The organism is Streptomyces sp. NPDC020780, assembly GCF_044334475.1.
In the GTDB taxonomy this organism is placed as follows: domain Bacteria; phylum Actinomycetota; class Actinomycetes; order Streptomycetales; family Streptomycetaceae; genus Streptomyces.
The window spans coordinates 1-16,364 of the sequence record NZ_JBIRTB010000003.1 but is presented as its reverse complement, the minus strand read 5'-3'; the positions used below and the strand labels follow the sequence as shown (position 1 = coordinate 16,364).

14 protein-coding genes and 1 pseudogene are annotated in these 16,364 nt (G+C 69.8%); 6 read left to right on the top strand and 9 right to left on the bottom strand.

The window, feature by feature from the left end:
- Positions 1-74 precede the first annotated feature (74 nt).
- Together ACH4VO_RS06335 and ACH4VO_RS06330 are read left to right on the top strand one after the other, a co-directional pair.
- A complete protein-coding gene (locus ACH4VO_RS06335) occupies positions 75-473 on the top strand; it encodes a VOC family protein (RefSeq protein WP_360989345.1) in 399 nt (132 codons plus the stop codon).
- A gap of 258 nt (positions 474-731) precedes the next feature.
- Complete coding sequence (locus ACH4VO_RS06330) at positions 732-1,166, top strand: VOC family protein (RefSeq protein ID WP_360989347.1); 435 nt, start codon at positions 732-734, stop codon at positions 1,164-1,166.
- A 271-nt stretch (positions 1,167-1,437) separates the two neighbouring features.
- Here ACH4VO_RS06330 and map read toward each other — a convergent pair whose 3' ends face one another.
- Positions 1,438-2,220 carry a type I methionyl aminopeptidase gene (map, locus tag ACH4VO_RS06325; RefSeq protein ID WP_360989350.1) on the bottom strand — a complete coding sequence of 261 codons (783 nt, stop codon included), beginning with the start codon at positions 2,218-2,220 and terminating at the stop codon, positions 1,438-1,440.
- Between the two features lie 65 nt (positions 2,221-2,285).
- Here map and ACH4VO_RS06320 point away from each other — a divergent pair, with 65 nt between their 5' ends.
- On the top strand, positions 2,286-2,588 hold the full coding sequence (locus tag ACH4VO_RS06320; RefSeq protein WP_360989352.1) for a helix-turn-helix transcriptional regulator: 303 nt from the start codon (positions 2,286-2,288) through the stop codon (positions 2,586-2,588).
- A 69-nt stretch (positions 2,589-2,657) separates the two neighbouring features.
- On the opposite strand, the pseudogene ACH4VO_RS06315 reads toward ACH4VO_RS06320, so the two are convergent.
- The 4 genes and pseudogenes from ACH4VO_RS06315 to ACH4VO_RS06300 all read right to left on the bottom strand — a co-directional run.
- Positions 2,658-3,098: pseudogene (locus tag ACH4VO_RS06315) on the bottom strand (dihydrofolate reductase family protein); the annotation flags it as partial.
- Positions 3,099-4,341: 1,243 nt separating this feature from the next.
- Complete coding sequence (locus ACH4VO_RS06310; RefSeq protein WP_360989355.1) at positions 4,342-5,109, bottom strand: restriction endonuclease; 768 nt, start codon at positions 5,107-5,109, stop codon at positions 4,342-4,344.
- Complete coding sequence (locus ACH4VO_RS06305; RefSeq protein ID WP_360989357.1) at positions 5,106-5,315, bottom strand: hypothetical protein; 210 nt, start codon at positions 5,313-5,315, stop codon at positions 5,106-5,108. Before ACH4VO_RS06305 ends, ACH4VO_RS06310 begins: the two co-directional genes overlap by 4 nt.
- Positions 5,316-5,778: 463 nt before the next feature.
- Complete coding sequence (locus ACH4VO_RS06300; protein WP_360989360.1) at positions 5,779-6,756, bottom strand: LysR family transcriptional regulator; 978 nt, start codon at positions 6,754-6,756, stop codon at positions 5,779-5,781.
- Between the two features lie 92 nt (positions 6,757-6,848).
- On the opposite strand from ACH4VO_RS06300, the gene ACH4VO_RS06295 reads away from it, so the two are divergent.
- Both ACH4VO_RS06295 and ACH4VO_RS06290 read left to right on the top strand, forming a co-directional pair.
- Complete coding sequence (locus tag ACH4VO_RS06295; RefSeq protein ID WP_360989363.1) at positions 6,849-7,694, top strand: alpha/beta hydrolase; 846 nt, start codon at positions 6,849-6,851, stop codon at positions 7,692-7,694.
- Positions 7,691-9,235, top strand: a complete 1,545-nt coding sequence (locus ACH4VO_RS06290) for an MFS transporter (RefSeq protein WP_360989367.1) — start codon at positions 7,691-7,693, stop codon at positions 9,233-9,235. Before ACH4VO_RS06295 ends, ACH4VO_RS06290 begins: the two co-directional genes overlap by 4 nt.
- Before the next feature lie 462 nt (positions 9,236-9,697).
- Here ACH4VO_RS06290 and ACH4VO_RS06285 read toward each other — a convergent pair whose 3' ends face one another.
- Entirely contained in the window at positions 9,698-11,587 is a 1,890-nt protein-coding gene (locus ACH4VO_RS06285) for an ABC transporter ATP-binding protein (RefSeq protein ID WP_360989370.1), read from the bottom strand.
- A gap of 431 nt (positions 11,588-12,018) precedes the next feature.
- Between ACH4VO_RS06285 and ACH4VO_RS06280 the strand changes: the two genes are divergently transcribed.
- Complete coding sequence (locus ACH4VO_RS06280; protein ID WP_360989373.1) at positions 12,019-12,633, top strand: dihydrofolate reductase family protein; 615 nt, start codon at positions 12,019-12,021, stop codon at positions 12,631-12,633.
- Positions 12,634-13,316: 683 nt separating this feature from the next.
- On the opposite strand, the gene ACH4VO_RS06275 is transcribed toward ACH4VO_RS06280, so the two are convergent.
- The 3 genes from ACH4VO_RS06275 to ACH4VO_RS06265 all read right to left on the bottom strand — a co-directional run bounded on the left by ACH4VO_RS06275 (position 13,317) and on the right by ACH4VO_RS06265 (position 15,867).
- Positions 13,317-13,850, bottom strand: coding sequence for a hypothetical protein (locus tag ACH4VO_RS06275; RefSeq protein ID WP_360989375.1), 534 nt, complete (start codon positions 13,848-13,850; stop codon positions 13,317-13,319).
- 4 nt (positions 13,851-13,854) lie between these two features.
- Positions 13,855-14,418, bottom strand: a complete 564-nt coding sequence (locus ACH4VO_RS06270) for a hypothetical protein (protein ID WP_360989378.1) — start codon at positions 14,416-14,418, stop codon at positions 13,855-13,857.
- Positions 14,419-14,832: 414 nt separating this feature from the next.
- Positions 14,833-15,867 (bottom strand): alkylhydroperoxidase, encoded by a 1,035-nt coding sequence (locus ACH4VO_RS06265; RefSeq protein ID WP_360989381.1) that lies wholly within the window; start codon positions 15,865-15,867, stop codon positions 14,833-14,835.
- Between the last annotated feature and the right edge of the window lie 497 nt (positions 15,868-16,364).

Genomic DNA, 16,364 nt, shown 5'->3' with positions numbered 1-16,364 from the left:
CAGATACCGGGCGGGTTCTGTCCGGTATCCGTCCTAACGTGAGGTCACAGGCACCGACCGATCTGGAGCAACGCATGAATTTCGTTTCGATCCGTATCATCACGGGTGATGTCGCCCGCCTCGTCGACTTCTACGAGCGCGCCACCGGAGTGGCGGCGAACTGGTCCACCGAGGACTTCGCCGAGGTCGAAACCGCGTCCGCCACGCTCGCGATCGCCGGCACCCGCACCGTGCCGATGTTCGCGCCCGGCGCTGCCCGGCCGGCGGACAACCGCAGTGTCGTCATCGAGTTCCTGGTCGAGGACGTGGACCGCGTACACGGGAACCTGAAGGACTTCGTGGCGGACATCGTCCAGGAGCCCACCACGATGCCCTGGGGCAACCGCTCGCTCCTGTTCCGCGACCCGGACGGCAACCTCGTCAACTTCTTCACGCCCGTCACCCCGGCCGCGATCGCCAAGTTCGCTCGCTGACGGAGCGCAGCCATCCGGCTCCCCGCCGGCCCGAGTCCGGTGCCGAGGGGCCGGTACGGCCGGCTCGGACCGGAACGTTCTCCTCCTGACGGCTGTCGTTTCTCATCGAACGGGGCGTTCTCACCGGATCCCGGCGAGAACGCCCGCGCCGACGCGAAGCGCCCCGGCCCGTCGCCCACTTGTGGAGTGCGGGGCCCCCGGGTCCGCGGATGCGAAATCGGGATGCACCGCACCAGCAAGCGCCCCTATGGTGGCCCGATGCCGTCGATCAAGCAGTTCCAGGTCACCTTCGACTGCGAAAGCCCTCAGCGCGTCGCTCGTTTCTGGTGTGAGGTGCTGGGGTATGTAGCACCTCCGCCGCCGGAGGGGTTCGCCACATGGGGCGATCACGAGCGCTCGCTGCCGCCCGAGGAACGGGACAGGTGGGCTGCCTGCGTCGATCCGTCAGGTGGGGGGCCGCGGCTGCACTTCCAGCGCGTGCCCGAAGGGAAGGCCGTCAAGAACCGGGTGCATCTCGACGTGCGGGTCGGCACCGGACTCGTGGGTGAGGAGCGCCTCGCCGCACTCGAGGCCGAGTGCGCACGGCTGATCCCGCTCGGAGCGGTACGCGGACAACTGCTCCTTGCCGACGAAGAAAACGAGTCGTGCCTCGGGATGCAGGACGTCGAAGGCAACGAGTTCTGTCTCGACTGACGGGACTGACGGGACTGACGGGAGTGCGCGCTTCCTCATCGCGTTCTCGACGGGCAGGACGAGGAGCCGCCCCGGCCCGTCAGCTTGCTGCGGCGCAGTTCCCCGGAGCCGGCGTGGCGGGTGGGCGTGCGGGGCGGGCGGGCCACCTGCCTCGCCTGCCCTTCCAGGCAGGCGCTCGCCGGCTGCCCGCCCCCGCCGCTGCCGGGCGGCGACCGGAGCGCGGTGCAGTCCTCACCTGCCGCCGCCCCGCCCGGGCGCGAGGGATCCGACCCTACGGTCGCGCCTGCTTCGGCAGGGTGAGGATCTCGGCTCCGTCGTCGGTGATGGCAATGGTGTGCTCGGTGTGTGCCGTCCGGCAGCCTGTCGCGCTCCGGAGCGTCCATCCATCGGCATCGGTGACGAGTTCAGCCGTGTCCGCCATGACCCACGGTTCCAGGGCAAGCAGCAGCCCAGGACGCAGGGTGTATCCGCGCCCCGGCCGTCCGGTGTTCGACACGTGGGGGTCCTGGTGCATCGTCGACCCGATGCCATGACCTCCGAACTCGGTGTTGATCGGGTATCCGGCCTCCCTGAGGACCGTGCCGATGGCATGGGAGATGTCACCGATGCGGGCCCCGGGCCCGGCAGCCGCGATCCCCGCGGCCAGCGCGCGTTCCGTCGCGTCGATCAACGCAAGGCTCTCCGCGGGCTTCGCGTCGCCCACGACGAAGCTGATGGCGGCGTCCGCCGCGACTCCGCCTTTGGAGACGGCGAGGTCGAGTGTCAGCAGATCTCCGTCGGCGAGCGTGTAGTCGTGCGGCCGCCCGTGGAGCACGGCGTCGTTGACGGCCGTGCAGATGTAGTGGCCGAACGGGCCGCGCCCGAAGGACGGCTCGTAATCGACGTAACAGGACAGCGCTCCCGCCTCGACGATCATGGCCTTGGCCCACCGGTCGATGTCCAGAAGGTTCGTGCCGGTCGTACTGCGGGTCCTCAGCGTCTGCAGGATCTCAGCGACCAAGGCGCCTGTGTCCTTGGCTCGGGCCACCAAGGTGGGGTTGAGGATCTCGATCATGCGGCGCCCTTCTTACTGACCAATAACTATACCGGCCATACTATACCGGTACTAGAATTGGGTTCATGGTCAGGTTGCCGCTCACTCCAGCAGAGGTCGAGCGCGGACAGCGCCTCGGCGCCCTTCTACGGCGCGCCAGAGGAGAGCGCTCGATGCTCGATGTCGCGCTCGACGCAAGGGTCTCGCCGGAGACCCTCCGAAAGATCGAGTCCGGACGCGTGGCCACCCCCGCCTTCCCGACCATCGCGGCGATCGCTGATGTCCTCGGCCTCTCCCTCGACACGGTGTGGACCGAGATCAGCCGCCCCGAACAGGGCGTCGAGCCGGCCCGGTCTCGTCGCCGCGCACCCGAGCGGGTGGCTTCGTAGGCTTGCCTCCTGCTCAGTGACGGAACGCGTTGCCCCGGACTCGGAGTGCGGGTCCGGGGGCAGGGGCCGTCAGAGGACGTCGTAGGTCAGGTGCGTCGTGGTCGATGTCGAGGTGACGCTCCGCTGCACCAGCGTGCGGCGTGTCGCGTCGGTGAACAGCGGCGTCCCGGCGCCCAGCACGACGGGCGCGAGGTGCAGGGACAGTACGTCGACCAGTCCGGCGTCGAGCGCGGAGCCGACCGTGGCGCCGCCGCCCATGAGGACGACGTCGAGATCCTCACCGCCGTTCGGCGACGCCGCCTCGGCGCGCAGCCGTGCGGCGCTGACGGCATCGGCCAGGCCGGTGGTGACGAACGTCCAGTCGAGGCCGGTGAGCCGTACCGTTTCGGGTGGCGAACTCGTCACTACGGCGAAGGGGGGCTTGGCGGCCTCGCCTGCGCCGTAGCCGGTCGTGTCGTCCCAGCTGCCCGGCCCGTCGAAGAGCCGGCGGCCGAGGACTACGGCGCCCGAGGACTACGGCGCTCGAGCGGGCGGTCCCCTCGGGTGATCCTGCCCGCCGAGTGCAGCCGCAGGCTGACGTGCGTCGCGGGACACATGGAGGGGCCCTGGCGCCGTGTCGGCACCAGGGCCCCGAAGGAACTGCTACACCATCTGCCGGCCCCGTTGCTGCGCCGGCCTTCTGTTTCCGCAGACCCGACCGGCTGGCTGTCGGGGGTGCGGGGATCGCGGTTGCGTGACCGGAGACCACCTCGCTATCGATGTCCTGCGGTACCCGGACTCAGTATTCCGTCCGGGCGATCCTGATGGCGCTCACTTCCTCCGTTCTTCCCTCTGTACTGATCACTTACCGAAGGGGAACTGCGCACTGCTGGTGGCTTCGTACATCTCGTACGGCGCCACTTCCGGCAGCCAGCCCCGTTGCCCGTCCTGCGTCTGCTCTGGCTTGGAACCCCACTGCCGAACTTCCCGGTACGCGCGCACGCGGTCGAACGCCTTTACCGGGGGTGCCGCTGAGAACCGCGCTGCTGGTACTGCCGTACTGCTCGTGGGGCCCCCTGATGACTACGGGGCCCCCGGTCCGGTCGTCAGCTCCGTCGCCGTCCTGCAACCGCTATGGCTTCGGAACTCCACCACCGCACCGTCCTGCACACTTCAACTGCGCACTGCTGGACGGCAGTTCATCTCTGCCGGGCCTTGCTCGATCTCCGTTACGAGAGAAACCATAACCACACCACTCCCCAATGTCTACTCCCGTCACCGTAGATTCTTGCGTGTTCGATGGTGAGGTATTCGTCGTCGAACGAAACAGGGAGGGTGCGGCCGGGCGGGCCCTTCCTGCCGGACCCGGGCGCCGCACAGAGAAGGCCGGGTTTTGATGCTCCCGGGTCCAGGACGGCGACCTGACGGACGCCGCGATGCGGGAGTCTGTCGCTGTTGGTCGTGGCCTTCTGCCAACGCACACCCGTGGTCAGTTCGTGGCAGGGCGTCCGTGACTGGTTGCTGTACGCGTCAGCCTGCTACTGCCTCGCCTTACCGGCGCTGCTCGCTGCGCACGGAGTGGTTGTGCGCGCGGACGCGGGTCATCGTGTCTGGTCTGCCGGTCAGATCCTCGGATACGGGTCACTCGTGTTGCTTGTGGAGTCGGTAGGGGTCCTGATGGTGTGGTCGGTGCTCGGCTGAACACATCAGCTGTCGGGCCGTGGCGCCGGCACGTCGGGCCACCTGACGCCGCCGTGCCCGGCAGGGATCAGGATCAGGATCCGGAAGCGGGACGGCGAAGGGAGGGGACCGTGCCCAGGAGCTCCCACAGCGGAGTGGAGCCGGCGGCCCACTGGGCGAGCAGGTGGCGGTCGACCAGCTGGAGTTCCTGGGAGCGGGCGAAGGCGACGGCTTTGCCCGTGAAGCGGCCGTTGGTGACCAGCACGACGACGTCGCCGTTGTGGACGGGCCTGCCGGTGCCGTTGAGGACGTGCACATCCGGGGTCCCGACCGCAGAGCCGGCGAGTCCGGCCTTGCGGTGCTTGCATTGGATCACCCACAGGCGGCCGAAGGGATCCGTGGCTTTCACATCGGCGCCGTTGTCACCGGCGCCACCGACCCGGACAGCCCGACGGCAGCCGTCACGGCGCATCAGATCCCGTACCGCTTCCTCGAACTGCTGGTGGTGCAGGGCGTCGATCTGCGGCAGCGCGTAGCGCAGGCCTCGCTCCCGCACCTGATTCCAGCGGGCGGTCTCCCGGCGCCGGTGTGCCCACACCCCACCGGCCGTCGCCGCGATCAGCAGCAGCACGATCGGTGCCCAGGGGTGTGCGACCAGCCACCGCAGCGTGCCGACGAGCAGGCTCCACACCACGGCGAGCACCAGGAGGAGCAGGCCGGCCCGCTCCCAGCCGGAGGCCCGCCTGCGGCGGTGGGGAGCCGTACGACGTCGCGGCGCGGCTCGGCGTCGGGAGGCGGGGGAGGTACGGCGCCGGAGGGTGGCAGGGGGGCGGCGCGTGCCCGGCCGGGGGCGCGGGCTCATGTGCCGGCCTGCGAGACGCCGCTCACCAGCTGTTTGATCACGTCGAAGATGCCCTGGCCCAGCGGGGTCGGCGCGATCACGATGCCCAGGGCCAGGACGAAGAGCGCGGTGTTGCGTTCCTCGACGCGGCTTCTGGCCTGGGTTCTGCGGCGTAGCCGCATCACCACGATGACCGCGAGCAGCACCCCCACGTTGATCGTCATCATGCGAAATCCGCTCCCGCCCGCGCTCGTGTCCTGCACACCTGCCCGGCCTCTCCGAAGCGGCCGGAGACCAGTGCAACCGACTGCGCACCCGGGCCGCAGTCGGTCGGCGAACCTTGGCGAGAACCTCGCCGGGCGCTGTCCGGTTACGATCCGGACACCCGTTCCCCCTCCGGTCCGGCGAGCGGACCCGTCCGGGCAGAGCGGGCCTGGAATCAGGCGGTGAGGAGCCGGTGGGCGATGGTGGAGCGTGGTCATCCAGGTCGCGAGGCAGGAGGTCCTCGGTGGGTCAGCCCCTCGCTCGTGCCTCCTCGGCCGGCTGACCGGCGAGTGCTGCCGAAGTGGTGCGGGGCGTCGCCCGTAGCGTGCGGCGGCGTGACTGGGCTGCTGTGCCGGGCGTCCAGCAGCTCTGTCCGAACCTGCCCGAGCAGGCGGCTGCCGAGACCGTGCAGAACCGTCGAGCCGACTACGGCTCGACGGTAGGGGGCGAGCCGTGGGCGCCGTCTTCTTGTGGCCCGAGTGGGCCGAGCCGGTGGTCGAGCGCGGCACCGACCTCGGGACAGCTCTTGCGGATGACATCGAGGAAAGCGTTCAGTGCCGGGGAACGGTCCCGGGCAAGGAAGGACAGGACCAGATCGGGAAGAGGTGTGCGCGGGGTCACCTCGCAGAACCACGTGCCCCGTCGTGGAGCGGCCAGCATGCGGGAGGGCCCCAGACCGACGCCCACCCCGCAGGCGGCGAGACCGATGATGGTGTGGATGTCCCTCGCGACGGTCGCGCCGGAGAGTGCCGGGGAGTCCTTGCCCAGAAGGGCCCGCAGACCGGTCACGACGGCGGGTTCGTCCTCCCCCGGCGCAACGATCAGCGGCTGTCGCCGCAGCCGGTCCACGGCCACCGACGGCTGACCCGCGTACGGGTGCGTGCTGCTCACGACCGCGACCAGGTGGTCGTGTCCGATCGGGACCGATACCAACTTCTCGGCCCCGACACCCCCCGGCCGCCCGAGACCGATCGCCACGTCCAGTTCGCCGGCGACGAGCGCGGCGGTGCTGCGGCTGGTCGCCATCTCGTGCAGTTCCAGCCGTACGTCGGGCCGTTCGCGGCCGAACCGGCCGAGGACGTCCGGCAGGGGTTCGAGCAGCGCCGAGGCAATGAACCCCAGGCGCAGCCGTCCCGTCTCGCCACGCGCTGCCCTGGCCGCGTCGACCGAGGCCGCCGCGATCTCGTCGAGCGCTCTGCGCGCCCGGGACAGGAAGGCCGCGCCCGCTGCTGTCGGGAACACTCCTTGGCGCGTGCGATCGAACAAGCGGGCGCCGACTTCCCGTTCGAGGTCGGCGATCTGCTTGGACAGCGGAGGCTGCGCGATGCCCAGCGCACCGGCCGCCCTGCCGAAGTGTGCGTGCTCGGCGAGGGTCAGTGCGTACCGCAGGTGCCGCGCCTCCATGTCAGCCTCCCGGCCATATCTCACAGGTATCGCAGGCCAGCTTGTCAGATCTTTCACTGGATGATCGCGGCCTGGTCGCATGGAATGCGCTCATGACTGCTCCTTCCTCCACCGACACCGTCTTCGTCTTCGTGCACGGAGCCTGGCACGGCTCCGGGCAGTGGGCGGCGACGCAGCGCGCGCTCGCCGCACTCGGCGCCGCGAGCATGGCAACCGACCTGCCGGGGCACGGCTTCGACGCTCCACTGCCCAGCGGATACCTCCAGCCGGGCCAGCCGGGCCTCGTGACCGAGAAGTCCGCGCTCGCCACCGTGACGATGGACGACAGCGCCGAGGCCGTGCTGGACACGCTGCGCCACGCCCGCCACCACCGTCGTGTGGTGCTCGTCGCGCACAGCGCGGGCGGCGGCCCCGCGTCACTGGCCGCCGAGCGCGCACCCGAACTCGTCAACGAGATCGTCTACCTCTCAGCCTTCGTACCCGCTGGACGGCCCCGGTTCTCCGACTACCTCGGCTCGTCCGAGAACGCCACGGCACGGGGCCGGAGTCTGAACCTCGGCGACCCCGGGGAACTGGGCGCCGTGCGGATCAACCCGCTCTCGCAGGACCCCGCATACATCGAGGAACTGCGGCAGACCCACTACCACGACACCGCTCCGGACCGCTTCGACCGCTGGCGCTCGGCACTGAGCCCCGATCTACCGCTGGCGATCCCCACCACCCCGGTCATCCTGACTGCCCAGCGGTGGGGGCGCATTCCGCGGACCTTCCTGCGCTGCGCGGACGACCGGGCCCTGCCGACGGCCGTGCAGGATCTGATGATCGCGGAAGCCGACCGGGCCATGCCCGGCAACCCGTTCACCGTGCGCACCCTCCCGGGCAGCCACAGCCCGTTCGCCGCCCGGCCCCGTGAGCTCGCCGCGGCTCTGCTGCCGTGAGCGGCGGACGCCTCGTGCTGCCGGTGGTGCTCAGCGCGACTTTCGTGCAACTGCTCAACGTCACTGTCGCCCAGGTGGCCGCACCGGCGATACAGGCCGGCCTCGGCACCGGTCCGGGCGCCGTGCAACTGGTTCTCGCCGGATACACCGTGACGTACGCGTGCCTGCTCATCCCCGCCGCACGGCTGGGCGAACGGTACGGCTACCGACGGCTGTTCATGGCGGGCACCGTGGTCTTCACCGCAGGCTCGGTGGCCGGCGCGTGTGCCCCCGACGCCGCATCGCTGATCACGGCCCGGCTGGTGCAGGGCGCGGGCAGCGGCCTGGTCGCCCCTCAGGTCCTGTCGCTCATCCAGGCCGTCACCCCCGCGGCGCGCCGGCCGCGTGCCCTCGGCCTGTACGGCGCCACCATGGCCGTCGCGTCACTGGCCGGGCCGCTGCTCGGCGGCCTCGTACTCAGTGCCGATCTCTTCGGCCTCGGCTGGCGGCCGGTGATGCTCCTCACCGTGCCGGTGGCGCTCGCCTCGCTGGCCGGAGCGACCGCGCTGCCTCGCACCCGCGGTACGGAGGGCGTACGTGTCGACACGTGGGGTGCGTCGCTCGTCATCGTGGGAGCCGGCGCGCTGGTCCTCCCTCTGGCGCTGGGGCGGGAAGCAGGCTGGCCCTGGTGGACATGGGCCGGTTTCGCCGTGGCCGTGGCCGCTGTCGCTCACTTCGTCCGGAGCCTCCCCCACCGGCCCGACCCGCTGATCCACCCCGCGGTGCTGCGTGATCGGCCGGCGCGGAGGGGCACGTTGCTGGTGTTCATGTTCAACACGGGGGTGCCCTCCTTCACCTATCTCCTCTTCCTCCACCTTCAGTCCGCCGTCGGGTACTCGGCCCTGGCGGCCGCGCTGACGTCGGCACCGTTCGCTGCCGCCGCCGTGGGCGGCAGCAGAGCCGCGCCCGCTCTCACCCGCCGGCACGGGCCGAAGGTGCTCACCGTCGCGTCCCTGGTCCTGGCCGTCATGTGCCTCGCGTTGGCCTCGCTCGTCGGCTCGGCGCCGGGACGCCAGGCAGCACTGCCCGTGCTGGCCGTCGGGGGAGCCGCGTTCGGCGCCTTCACCGCTTCGGTGTTCACCCTGATCCTGGCCGAGGTGCACGGCCCCGCCGCCGGTTCGGTCTCCGGACTGCTGCCCACCGCACAGCAGCTCGGCGGATCCGTCGGAGTGACCGCGGCCGGACTCGCCTACTACGCCCCCGCCGTCGATGCGGACACCGCGTTCCGGCACGCCATGCTCTACCAGGTCGCAGTCTTCACGATCACCGCACTGATCAGCCTCCGGCTCCGGGACCGGCCTGGCACCGAGCCCACAACCGGCCGAAGCAGCCACAGCGGAAGGGGTACCCAGGTGAGACGCATGAAGGAACTCCGACAAGGGCGTCTTTCTGTCTTCCTTGAGTTGAAGGAAAAGCGGCGAGTGACATCACAAGCCGCCGCCGTGATTGAGGATGCCGATGTGGGCACGTTGACCCCTGCGTCGCGAACGGACACCCCCTGAGGGATCTGAACGCCTCGCCCAGACACTGGTTCTGCTCCTCTCCCCGGTCAGTCGCGCCCGCCACGATGCCGGTAGGGCCTCCGTCGCGCACCTCGCGAGAGCCGGAACTACCGGCATGCTCAGTGGTCACCGGGTTCTCCATCAGACGGCGATCGCCGAGGGGAGGGGGGTGGGGTCAGGGGCCGCAGGGTGTAGCACGGTAGTACGCCGAGCTCAGCGGTGTGGGTGGCCGATCAGCCCGCGGTGAGGATCTCGGCTTGGGCGGGGGTGATGGAGAAGCACGCCGATGGCGAGGGCGGCCCGGACGTCAGGGGCGGGGCCAGGCCGCCGGTGGTCGCGGTGGCGAGCGGTAGGGGCCCGGCGGTGAGCGCGGGGCCGATGGACTGCGTCCGGCTCTGGAAGGCGGGGCCGCATACGGCTTGGCGCAGAGCCCAGCGACCGGTCCCCGATGCCGCCGAGAGATCAGCGGTCCTGGGAAAGTTCCAGGAGTTCGGCGAAGGTTCCGCCGGCGTGGACGAGGTCATCGTAGCGGCCCTGCTCGGTGATGCGGCCGTGCTCCATCACGATGATGTGGTCGGCGATCTTGGTGTTCTCCAGGCGGTGCGTGACCACGATGGTGATGCGGTCCGCGGCGATGGCCTTGATCTGCTCGAAGATCTGGTGTTCACCGCGCGGATCCATCTGAGAAGTCGGCTCATCCAAGATCAATAGCCCCGGGCGACGGTACAGTGCCCTCGAACAGGCCACGCGCTGCCACTGGCCGCCGGAAAGCTCCGAGCCGCCGAAGACATCGCGGGCCAGCAGGGTGTCCAGGCCCGCGGGGAGGTCGTCGACGGCCTCGCGCAGACCGACCGCTTCGATGGCCTCCCACACGGGACCGTCGTCGTGGGTGCGGGGCTGGCCGAGGGTGACGTTCTCGCGGACCCGCAGCGGCCACTGCGCGAAGATCTGCGGCACGAGCCCGGTGTCCGCCCACACCGTGGCGGGGTCCACCTCGGCGAGGTCGGTGCCGTTCCACGTGACGCTGCCCTTGTCCGGCAGGTAGATCCCGGTCAGCAGCCGGGTGAGCGTGGACTTCCCGGATCCGTTCGCGCCGACGATGGCGAGGATCTGGCCGCGCCGCAGTGTCAGGGAGACACCGTCCACGGCGGGCTTGTCCTTGCCCGGGTACTGGTAGGCGACTTCCTCGAGCCGGATCTCCTCGGTCGGCGCTGCGTGCGCGCGGGGGCCGCGTCTCGGTGCGCGGGCGGCGGCGTCGTCGAGGAAGGCTTGCATGTCGCTCAGGTACAGGCTGGTGTGGAAGACCGCAGCGCCGTTGACGACCACCTGGGACAGCGCGGCGAGTGTGGTCTGCACGGCGATGACGGCCGTGGCTGCGATCGCGAGCTCGATCCGGCCGGACACCACCAGCCACGCCAGCGCGCCCCAGGTCGCGATGAGGAAGACGCCACCGGCCAGCGCGGAGAGCAGGGCGATCCGCAGGGTTCGCGGCGCGGCGGCCAGGGTGCGCCGGTCACACCGGTCGGACAGGGCCCGGTACCAGTAGATGAGGTAGTCCGTCATCGAGTTGGCGCGGACCTCGTCACCGTACTTCGACTCGGTCGCCCACCAGCGCATCATGCCGCGCACGTTGCGGTCGGCGATGTTGGCGTAGTGGATCTCGTAGTCGACCCGGGCGGTCAGCACGGCGCCGACACCGGCAGGCAACACCGCGAGCAGCAGCGGAGGCAGCATCCACGGGTTCAGCACCGACAGCACGCCACCGGCGGTGACCATGCGGATCAGGGCGGACAGGAACCGCTGAGCGTCGGTGACCATGACGTGCGTGCGGATCACCCCCATCTCGGCCGCCTCGTGCCGGTCCGAGAAGCCGTCCTCCGCGTACGCCGATGCCTCCACCCGGCACACCGCCGCGACCAACGCGGAGTCCGTCTCCGTCGTCAGCCGGGGAGTGATCCGCCGCTCCGCGTACGTGGCCACCGCCCCCGTCATCCGTACCAGCGCAGCAGCGAGCGCCACCACCAACAGGGCCGGAAGGGCGCTGCGCAGTCGCTCGGAGGCAGTGCCGTCGCCGAGGACCGGTGCCATGGCCCGGGCGGTTGCGGCCAGTACGACGGCGCCCGAAACGCCTGTGGCCACCTGGCAGCCGAGCAGGAGTTGAACGGCCCGCCGGTCGGTCCGCCACGACAGCTGCGCGATCCGTCCGAGCACGGCAGGGATATGCGCGCACATCCGCCGGAAGGAGACCTCGGCGAGCGGATTGACGGAGTACTGCCCGCTGTAGGTGATCTCCGCAGGAGGCGGTGGTGGCGGCGCGGTGGGCTGCTGCTCGTTCGTCGTGGCTGAGGTCAACGTGGTCCCCCTGGACGGTCGTGCGGCGTGGTCGTGAGGCTCAACGATTACGCCGCGGTATCGAACGCATGTGTTTCGGTCGGGTCCGGAATCCCGATATGGAGCGCGCGTCGGCAGGTGGGGGATGCATGGACCCGTCCGCCGCAACGGGCGAGCGAGGAAGAGAGGTTGGCCGAAACGCCGACGACGAGGCTCGCGGCTGCCGCGGAGGCCGCCGCCGGAGCGGACTGGTCCGGTCTCTGGGGGCGAGAGCGGGACCAGCCACCCGTCGGCTGTGCCGGGCGCCACCCGCCGCCCGCCCTTCCTCCTGACCGCCCTCTCCCGCAGGGACAGTGGCTCGGCAGCCAGTCACTGCGGCCCGCGCCGCAGAAAGTACCGCCGATGAGTTCTTGGCGCCGGCGGGGTCTACCTGTCGACGAAGGGAGCGCACCATGCGCGAGATCATCATGTGCACGTTCCTGACGCTGGACGGTGTCATGCAGGCGCCGGGCGGTCCGGACGAGGACACCGAGAGCGGTTTCGAGTACGGCGGCTGGCAGAAACCGGTGACCGACGACGAGGTCGGCACGGCCGTCGCCGGGTGGTACGAGCGGTCCGACGCGATGCTGCTCGGCCGCAAGACGTACGAGATCTTCGCGTCGTACTGGCCGACCGCCGATCCCGGCAACCCGTTCACCGATCGGATGAACAGCATGCGCAAGTACGTGGCGTCCCGGACCCTGGCATCCGTCCCTTGGCAGAACTCCACGCTGCTGGAGGGCGACGCCGTCGACGCCGTACGCAAGCTGAAGGTGTCCGACGGCGGCAACATCAGCGTCGTCGGCAGCGGCGACTTCGCCCAGACCCTTATGCGGCACGGCCTCGTCGACGAGTACCGGCTGACCATCCATCCGGTGATCATCGGCACCGGCAAGCGCCTGTTCGCCGACGGAGCGATGCCCACTGCGCTGGAGCCGGTCAGTGTCACGACGACGAAGGGTGGCACGATCCTCGGCGTCTACAGGCCGAACGGGAAGCCCGCATACGACAGTTATGAGGAGCAGTGATAACGAGCGTTGCTGCCATGTGTCGTCACCGTAGTGGCCGCCTGTGGAAGGGCTGCGCCGATGCGGTGCGTGAAGAGCGAGTCCCGCCGGGGGTCGGCCGGCCTGCCGGATCTTCGTGAGTCCGGGACGTCCGTGTCAGCGGCCTCCAGCAAGCTGCCGTCCGTGACGGAGTTGCCCCACTCGCCCGGCACATGACCTGCCCTTTCTCGAGGGTGGACATCCCGCCGGGGTCGGGCATCGGGCTGAGGCCGCCGTCTCCTCGAGCGTACTCGAGGGCGTGCTTGAGCCCCCTCCGCTCCCGCACCACCTCGTCCCGCTTCAGCGTCGCCCGGTAGGGCGCGTCGATACCGTCGATACCGCATTGCACAGTTCGTGGAGCTCGGACCGGAGCCGGGCGATCTCGCGGCCCTCTTCGTCGCTTGAGGGCTCAGCCCCACATGCCGAGCCTCTCTGCCAGGACGGGACAGCGCCTTCGGGTCGACGCTGAGCATCGGGTAGCGGATGCGGGTTCCTCTGCACTTCTCCGCACACGGAGGCTGGATCTCCCAGAGCCTCTGATCTGCTGCTCTCTGTGAGCGTATTGATGGTGCCGGAGGGAATCACAGCGAGTGTTCCGGAATGCGACAGCCGTGCCTCCTGCCGGCGCGGAACTGTGCTTCGCATGACCGACACCGAGATCGACATCACCGCAGACCTGGTTCGCGACCTGCTGCGGGAGCAACACCCGGTGGTGTTGTCGGTGGTGGCGAGGATGTGGGGGTGGCGCGGGTGCTGTGGTGGGTGCGTTGCCCGGGGGGCACGAGGTGCCGGTGGGCGGTGACTGCGAGGAGTGTGTAGGCGAGTATTACCAGTATCACGGTGACGATCCACGTATGGGATCCGGTGGGGTCGTAGACCCGTCCTGGATTGCCGACGTCGACTGCGGGAGCTGTCTGTCCTGCTGTGAATGTGTCCCGGTCACTGCCGTAGAGCTTGACGTCCTTGTCATACACGGTGTTGTCGGTGGACCGGAAGGTTCCCGACCACTCGCAGGTGGTGTGCCCGGCGTGACCCGCGCACACGAGGCGGGTTGCGGTGAAGGTGCCCCGTGGCCCGTCTGCGGTGGCGGCTCGGGCGGCGTCGCCGAGGTTGGGCACGGTTGTCCAGAAGAGCAGGATTCCGGTGAGGAGGAGGAGGAGGGTGATGTATTTGGAGGGTTGTGGGGTGTGGGTGGTCATGGGTTCAGTTTTTGGGTGTGCAGGTGCAGGGTGCGGTGGTGTTGTCGGGCCGGTTGGTGCGGGTGTGGTAGTACATCGCTGCGATCATGGGGATGGTGACGAGGGTGTTGTAGAAGAGGTGGAGTTCTACGCGGGGTATGAGGAGTTGGATCAGGCTGGTGGGGGCGGTTTTGCCGAGGAGGTGGGCGCCGGTGAGGGCTTGGATCAGGAGGAGGAGGTGTTCGAGGTGGTGCCATGTCTGGATGGCGAGTGAGGTTTTCCACCAGGTGCCTGAGCGGCCGGTGAAGGCGGGGCGTAGGAGGAGCAGGCCGATCATCATGATCAGGGCGTAGCCGTAGTGCATCCATTCCGAGGTGATGAGCCAGGGGAAGGGGATGCCGAGTACGCCGCGGGCTTGGGGGATGGGCCAGCCCATGATGTAGATCTGGTAGGCCTGGACGAGGTGTTCCGCCCAGTGTGCGATCACGATGAGCAGGAAGATGCGCAGGCCGAGTTGGTGGTGGCGGCTGTTGAGGGAGTCGATCCCGCGCCGGAGTGTGCGTGGTGGCGTTGCCGTGCTGGTGGCCATGGTGGGACCTCCACGGTCAGGGAACGGGGGCTCATCACATCAGGTATGTGGGGGTGGGGGCTTCTTCCTGCGTGCTCTTGAGGGCGGGTTCGGGTTTTCGTGGGGTGTTGGGGGTGTGGTGCCGGGAGTGTCCGTTGTCTGGAGTCGGGGGTGAAAGGGGCTGGTGTGGCCGGTTCTTGGGGTGCTCACGTGGGTTGCGGGCGGGGGCCCGCGGAGGGGGGCATCCGCCCGCGGTTGACCGCCCCCTGGGTGCTCCCGTCCTCCCGTGCCCCGCACTTCCGTATCCCCGTGCTCCCGGGCCCCCGTACCCCGTACTTCTGTATCCCTGTGCTTCCGTGGTCCCGGGCCCTTGGGCTCCGGTGGGGGTGTTGTCAGGGTGTGTTTTCGTGGTGTGAGGCCGGTGGGGTGGTTGTGTCATTGCTGTGGGTGGGGTCTGTGGATGCGGGTGCCGATGTGGAGGGCGGTGGTCAGTGCGGCCCAGGATGTGAGCTCGATGAGGGCACGGTCGGTGGGGTAGCGGTGTGTGAACGCGGTGATGTCCTGGGGGAGTGTTTGATGGGGTGCGAAGGCGGTCAGTAACGCGAGGCGGGCGGTGGGGACGTCTGTGGCCGGTAGGGCTGTCAGGGCTTCGTCGAGCCATCCCCGGCCGAGCGCGGGTACGGACCCGTCCCAGTGTGTGAGGCGGGTGTGTACGCGTTCTCGTACCAGGGGTGGTATCCAGCGCGCTCCGTGTTCGATGGCGGCGTAGGCCCGCGCGAATGCTTGCGCGATGTGGGGGCTGCTCTGGGCCCACCGTAGGGCGGGGGGTAGGGGTGCGGGGGGTAGCAGGCCGAGCGAGCCGCCCGGCGGGAGCGGGCCCGGGGTGGCGGGGCGCATGGCCAGGGCGGTGGTGTGCATGATGGGTCCGCGTAGGGGGGCCGGTGTCCTGCCGGGCATGGGGGAGTCGGCCAGGAAGAGGGTCACCATGCGGTTGATGTAGTGGAACGTCACCGCGACGCCGTAAAGTTCGGGTGCCTGTGCGTGTGTGAACGGGAGACCGGGAGCGCTGCGGGGGGAGCCGGCCGGGTCCGGCCGTCCGGTCGTCGCGGCCCACTCGGCGAGCCGGGAGAGAGGCCCCTGAGGCGGTAGTGTGCCCAGGACCGCTTGGTGCACGCCGACACAGTACGGGCAGTTGTTGGCGCGTGAGACTTCGGTGGCGACTGTTTCCTTCGCCGTACGGCTCACCGACCCGTCCACGAGCAGTGTTTCACGCAGCATCAGCCAGGTCGCAGCCAGGGACGCGGGAGCCGGCGAGTGCAGGGCCACGGGCGGTGCGAGCACCCCGAAGTCCCGTTCGGTGTGGTGATATACCTGCGCCACCAGGCCCCGGGCGCGGCGCGGGGGGATCACGTCCACGTACCGTACCTGCCGCAGGGAGCCCCGCAGTACGGCCCGCACGAGCGGCCTCATCGTGATTGCTCCTTGTCCTGTTCCATGCGGGTTTCCTTCCCATGGACGGCTCGTCTCGGGTTTCTCCTGTCCGGCCCGTGCGGGGCGCCCCGGTCCGCCGGCCGGGCCCCGGGCCCGGCCCGGGGGAGGTTCGGTGTGGTTGCCCGGCGTGGGGTTGGCGGGAGACAGCCCCAGCTGCTGCGCCAGCAGACCGGCCAGCGCGGTGGCCGTCTTGCGGGCGCTGGAGGCCGTGTATGGGCCGGGCGGCGTGGGTGGCACACCAGGGGCGGTGCCGGCCGGCGGCTTCGGGATGGGAACTGTTGCGGCCGGTGTCCGGGGAAGATGTCGGGTGGCGTCCGTGGGTTGCCTCTTGCCGGCGCCGGTCCCTTGACCCACCCCGTCTCTCCGTTCTGGGCCGTGCACCCGGCCGGTGCGCCCCGTGTGGTCCCTCCGGCCGGTGCGCTCCGTGTGGTCTCTTCTGTCGGTGCGGCCCGTGGGGTCCGCCCAGTCCGTCCCGT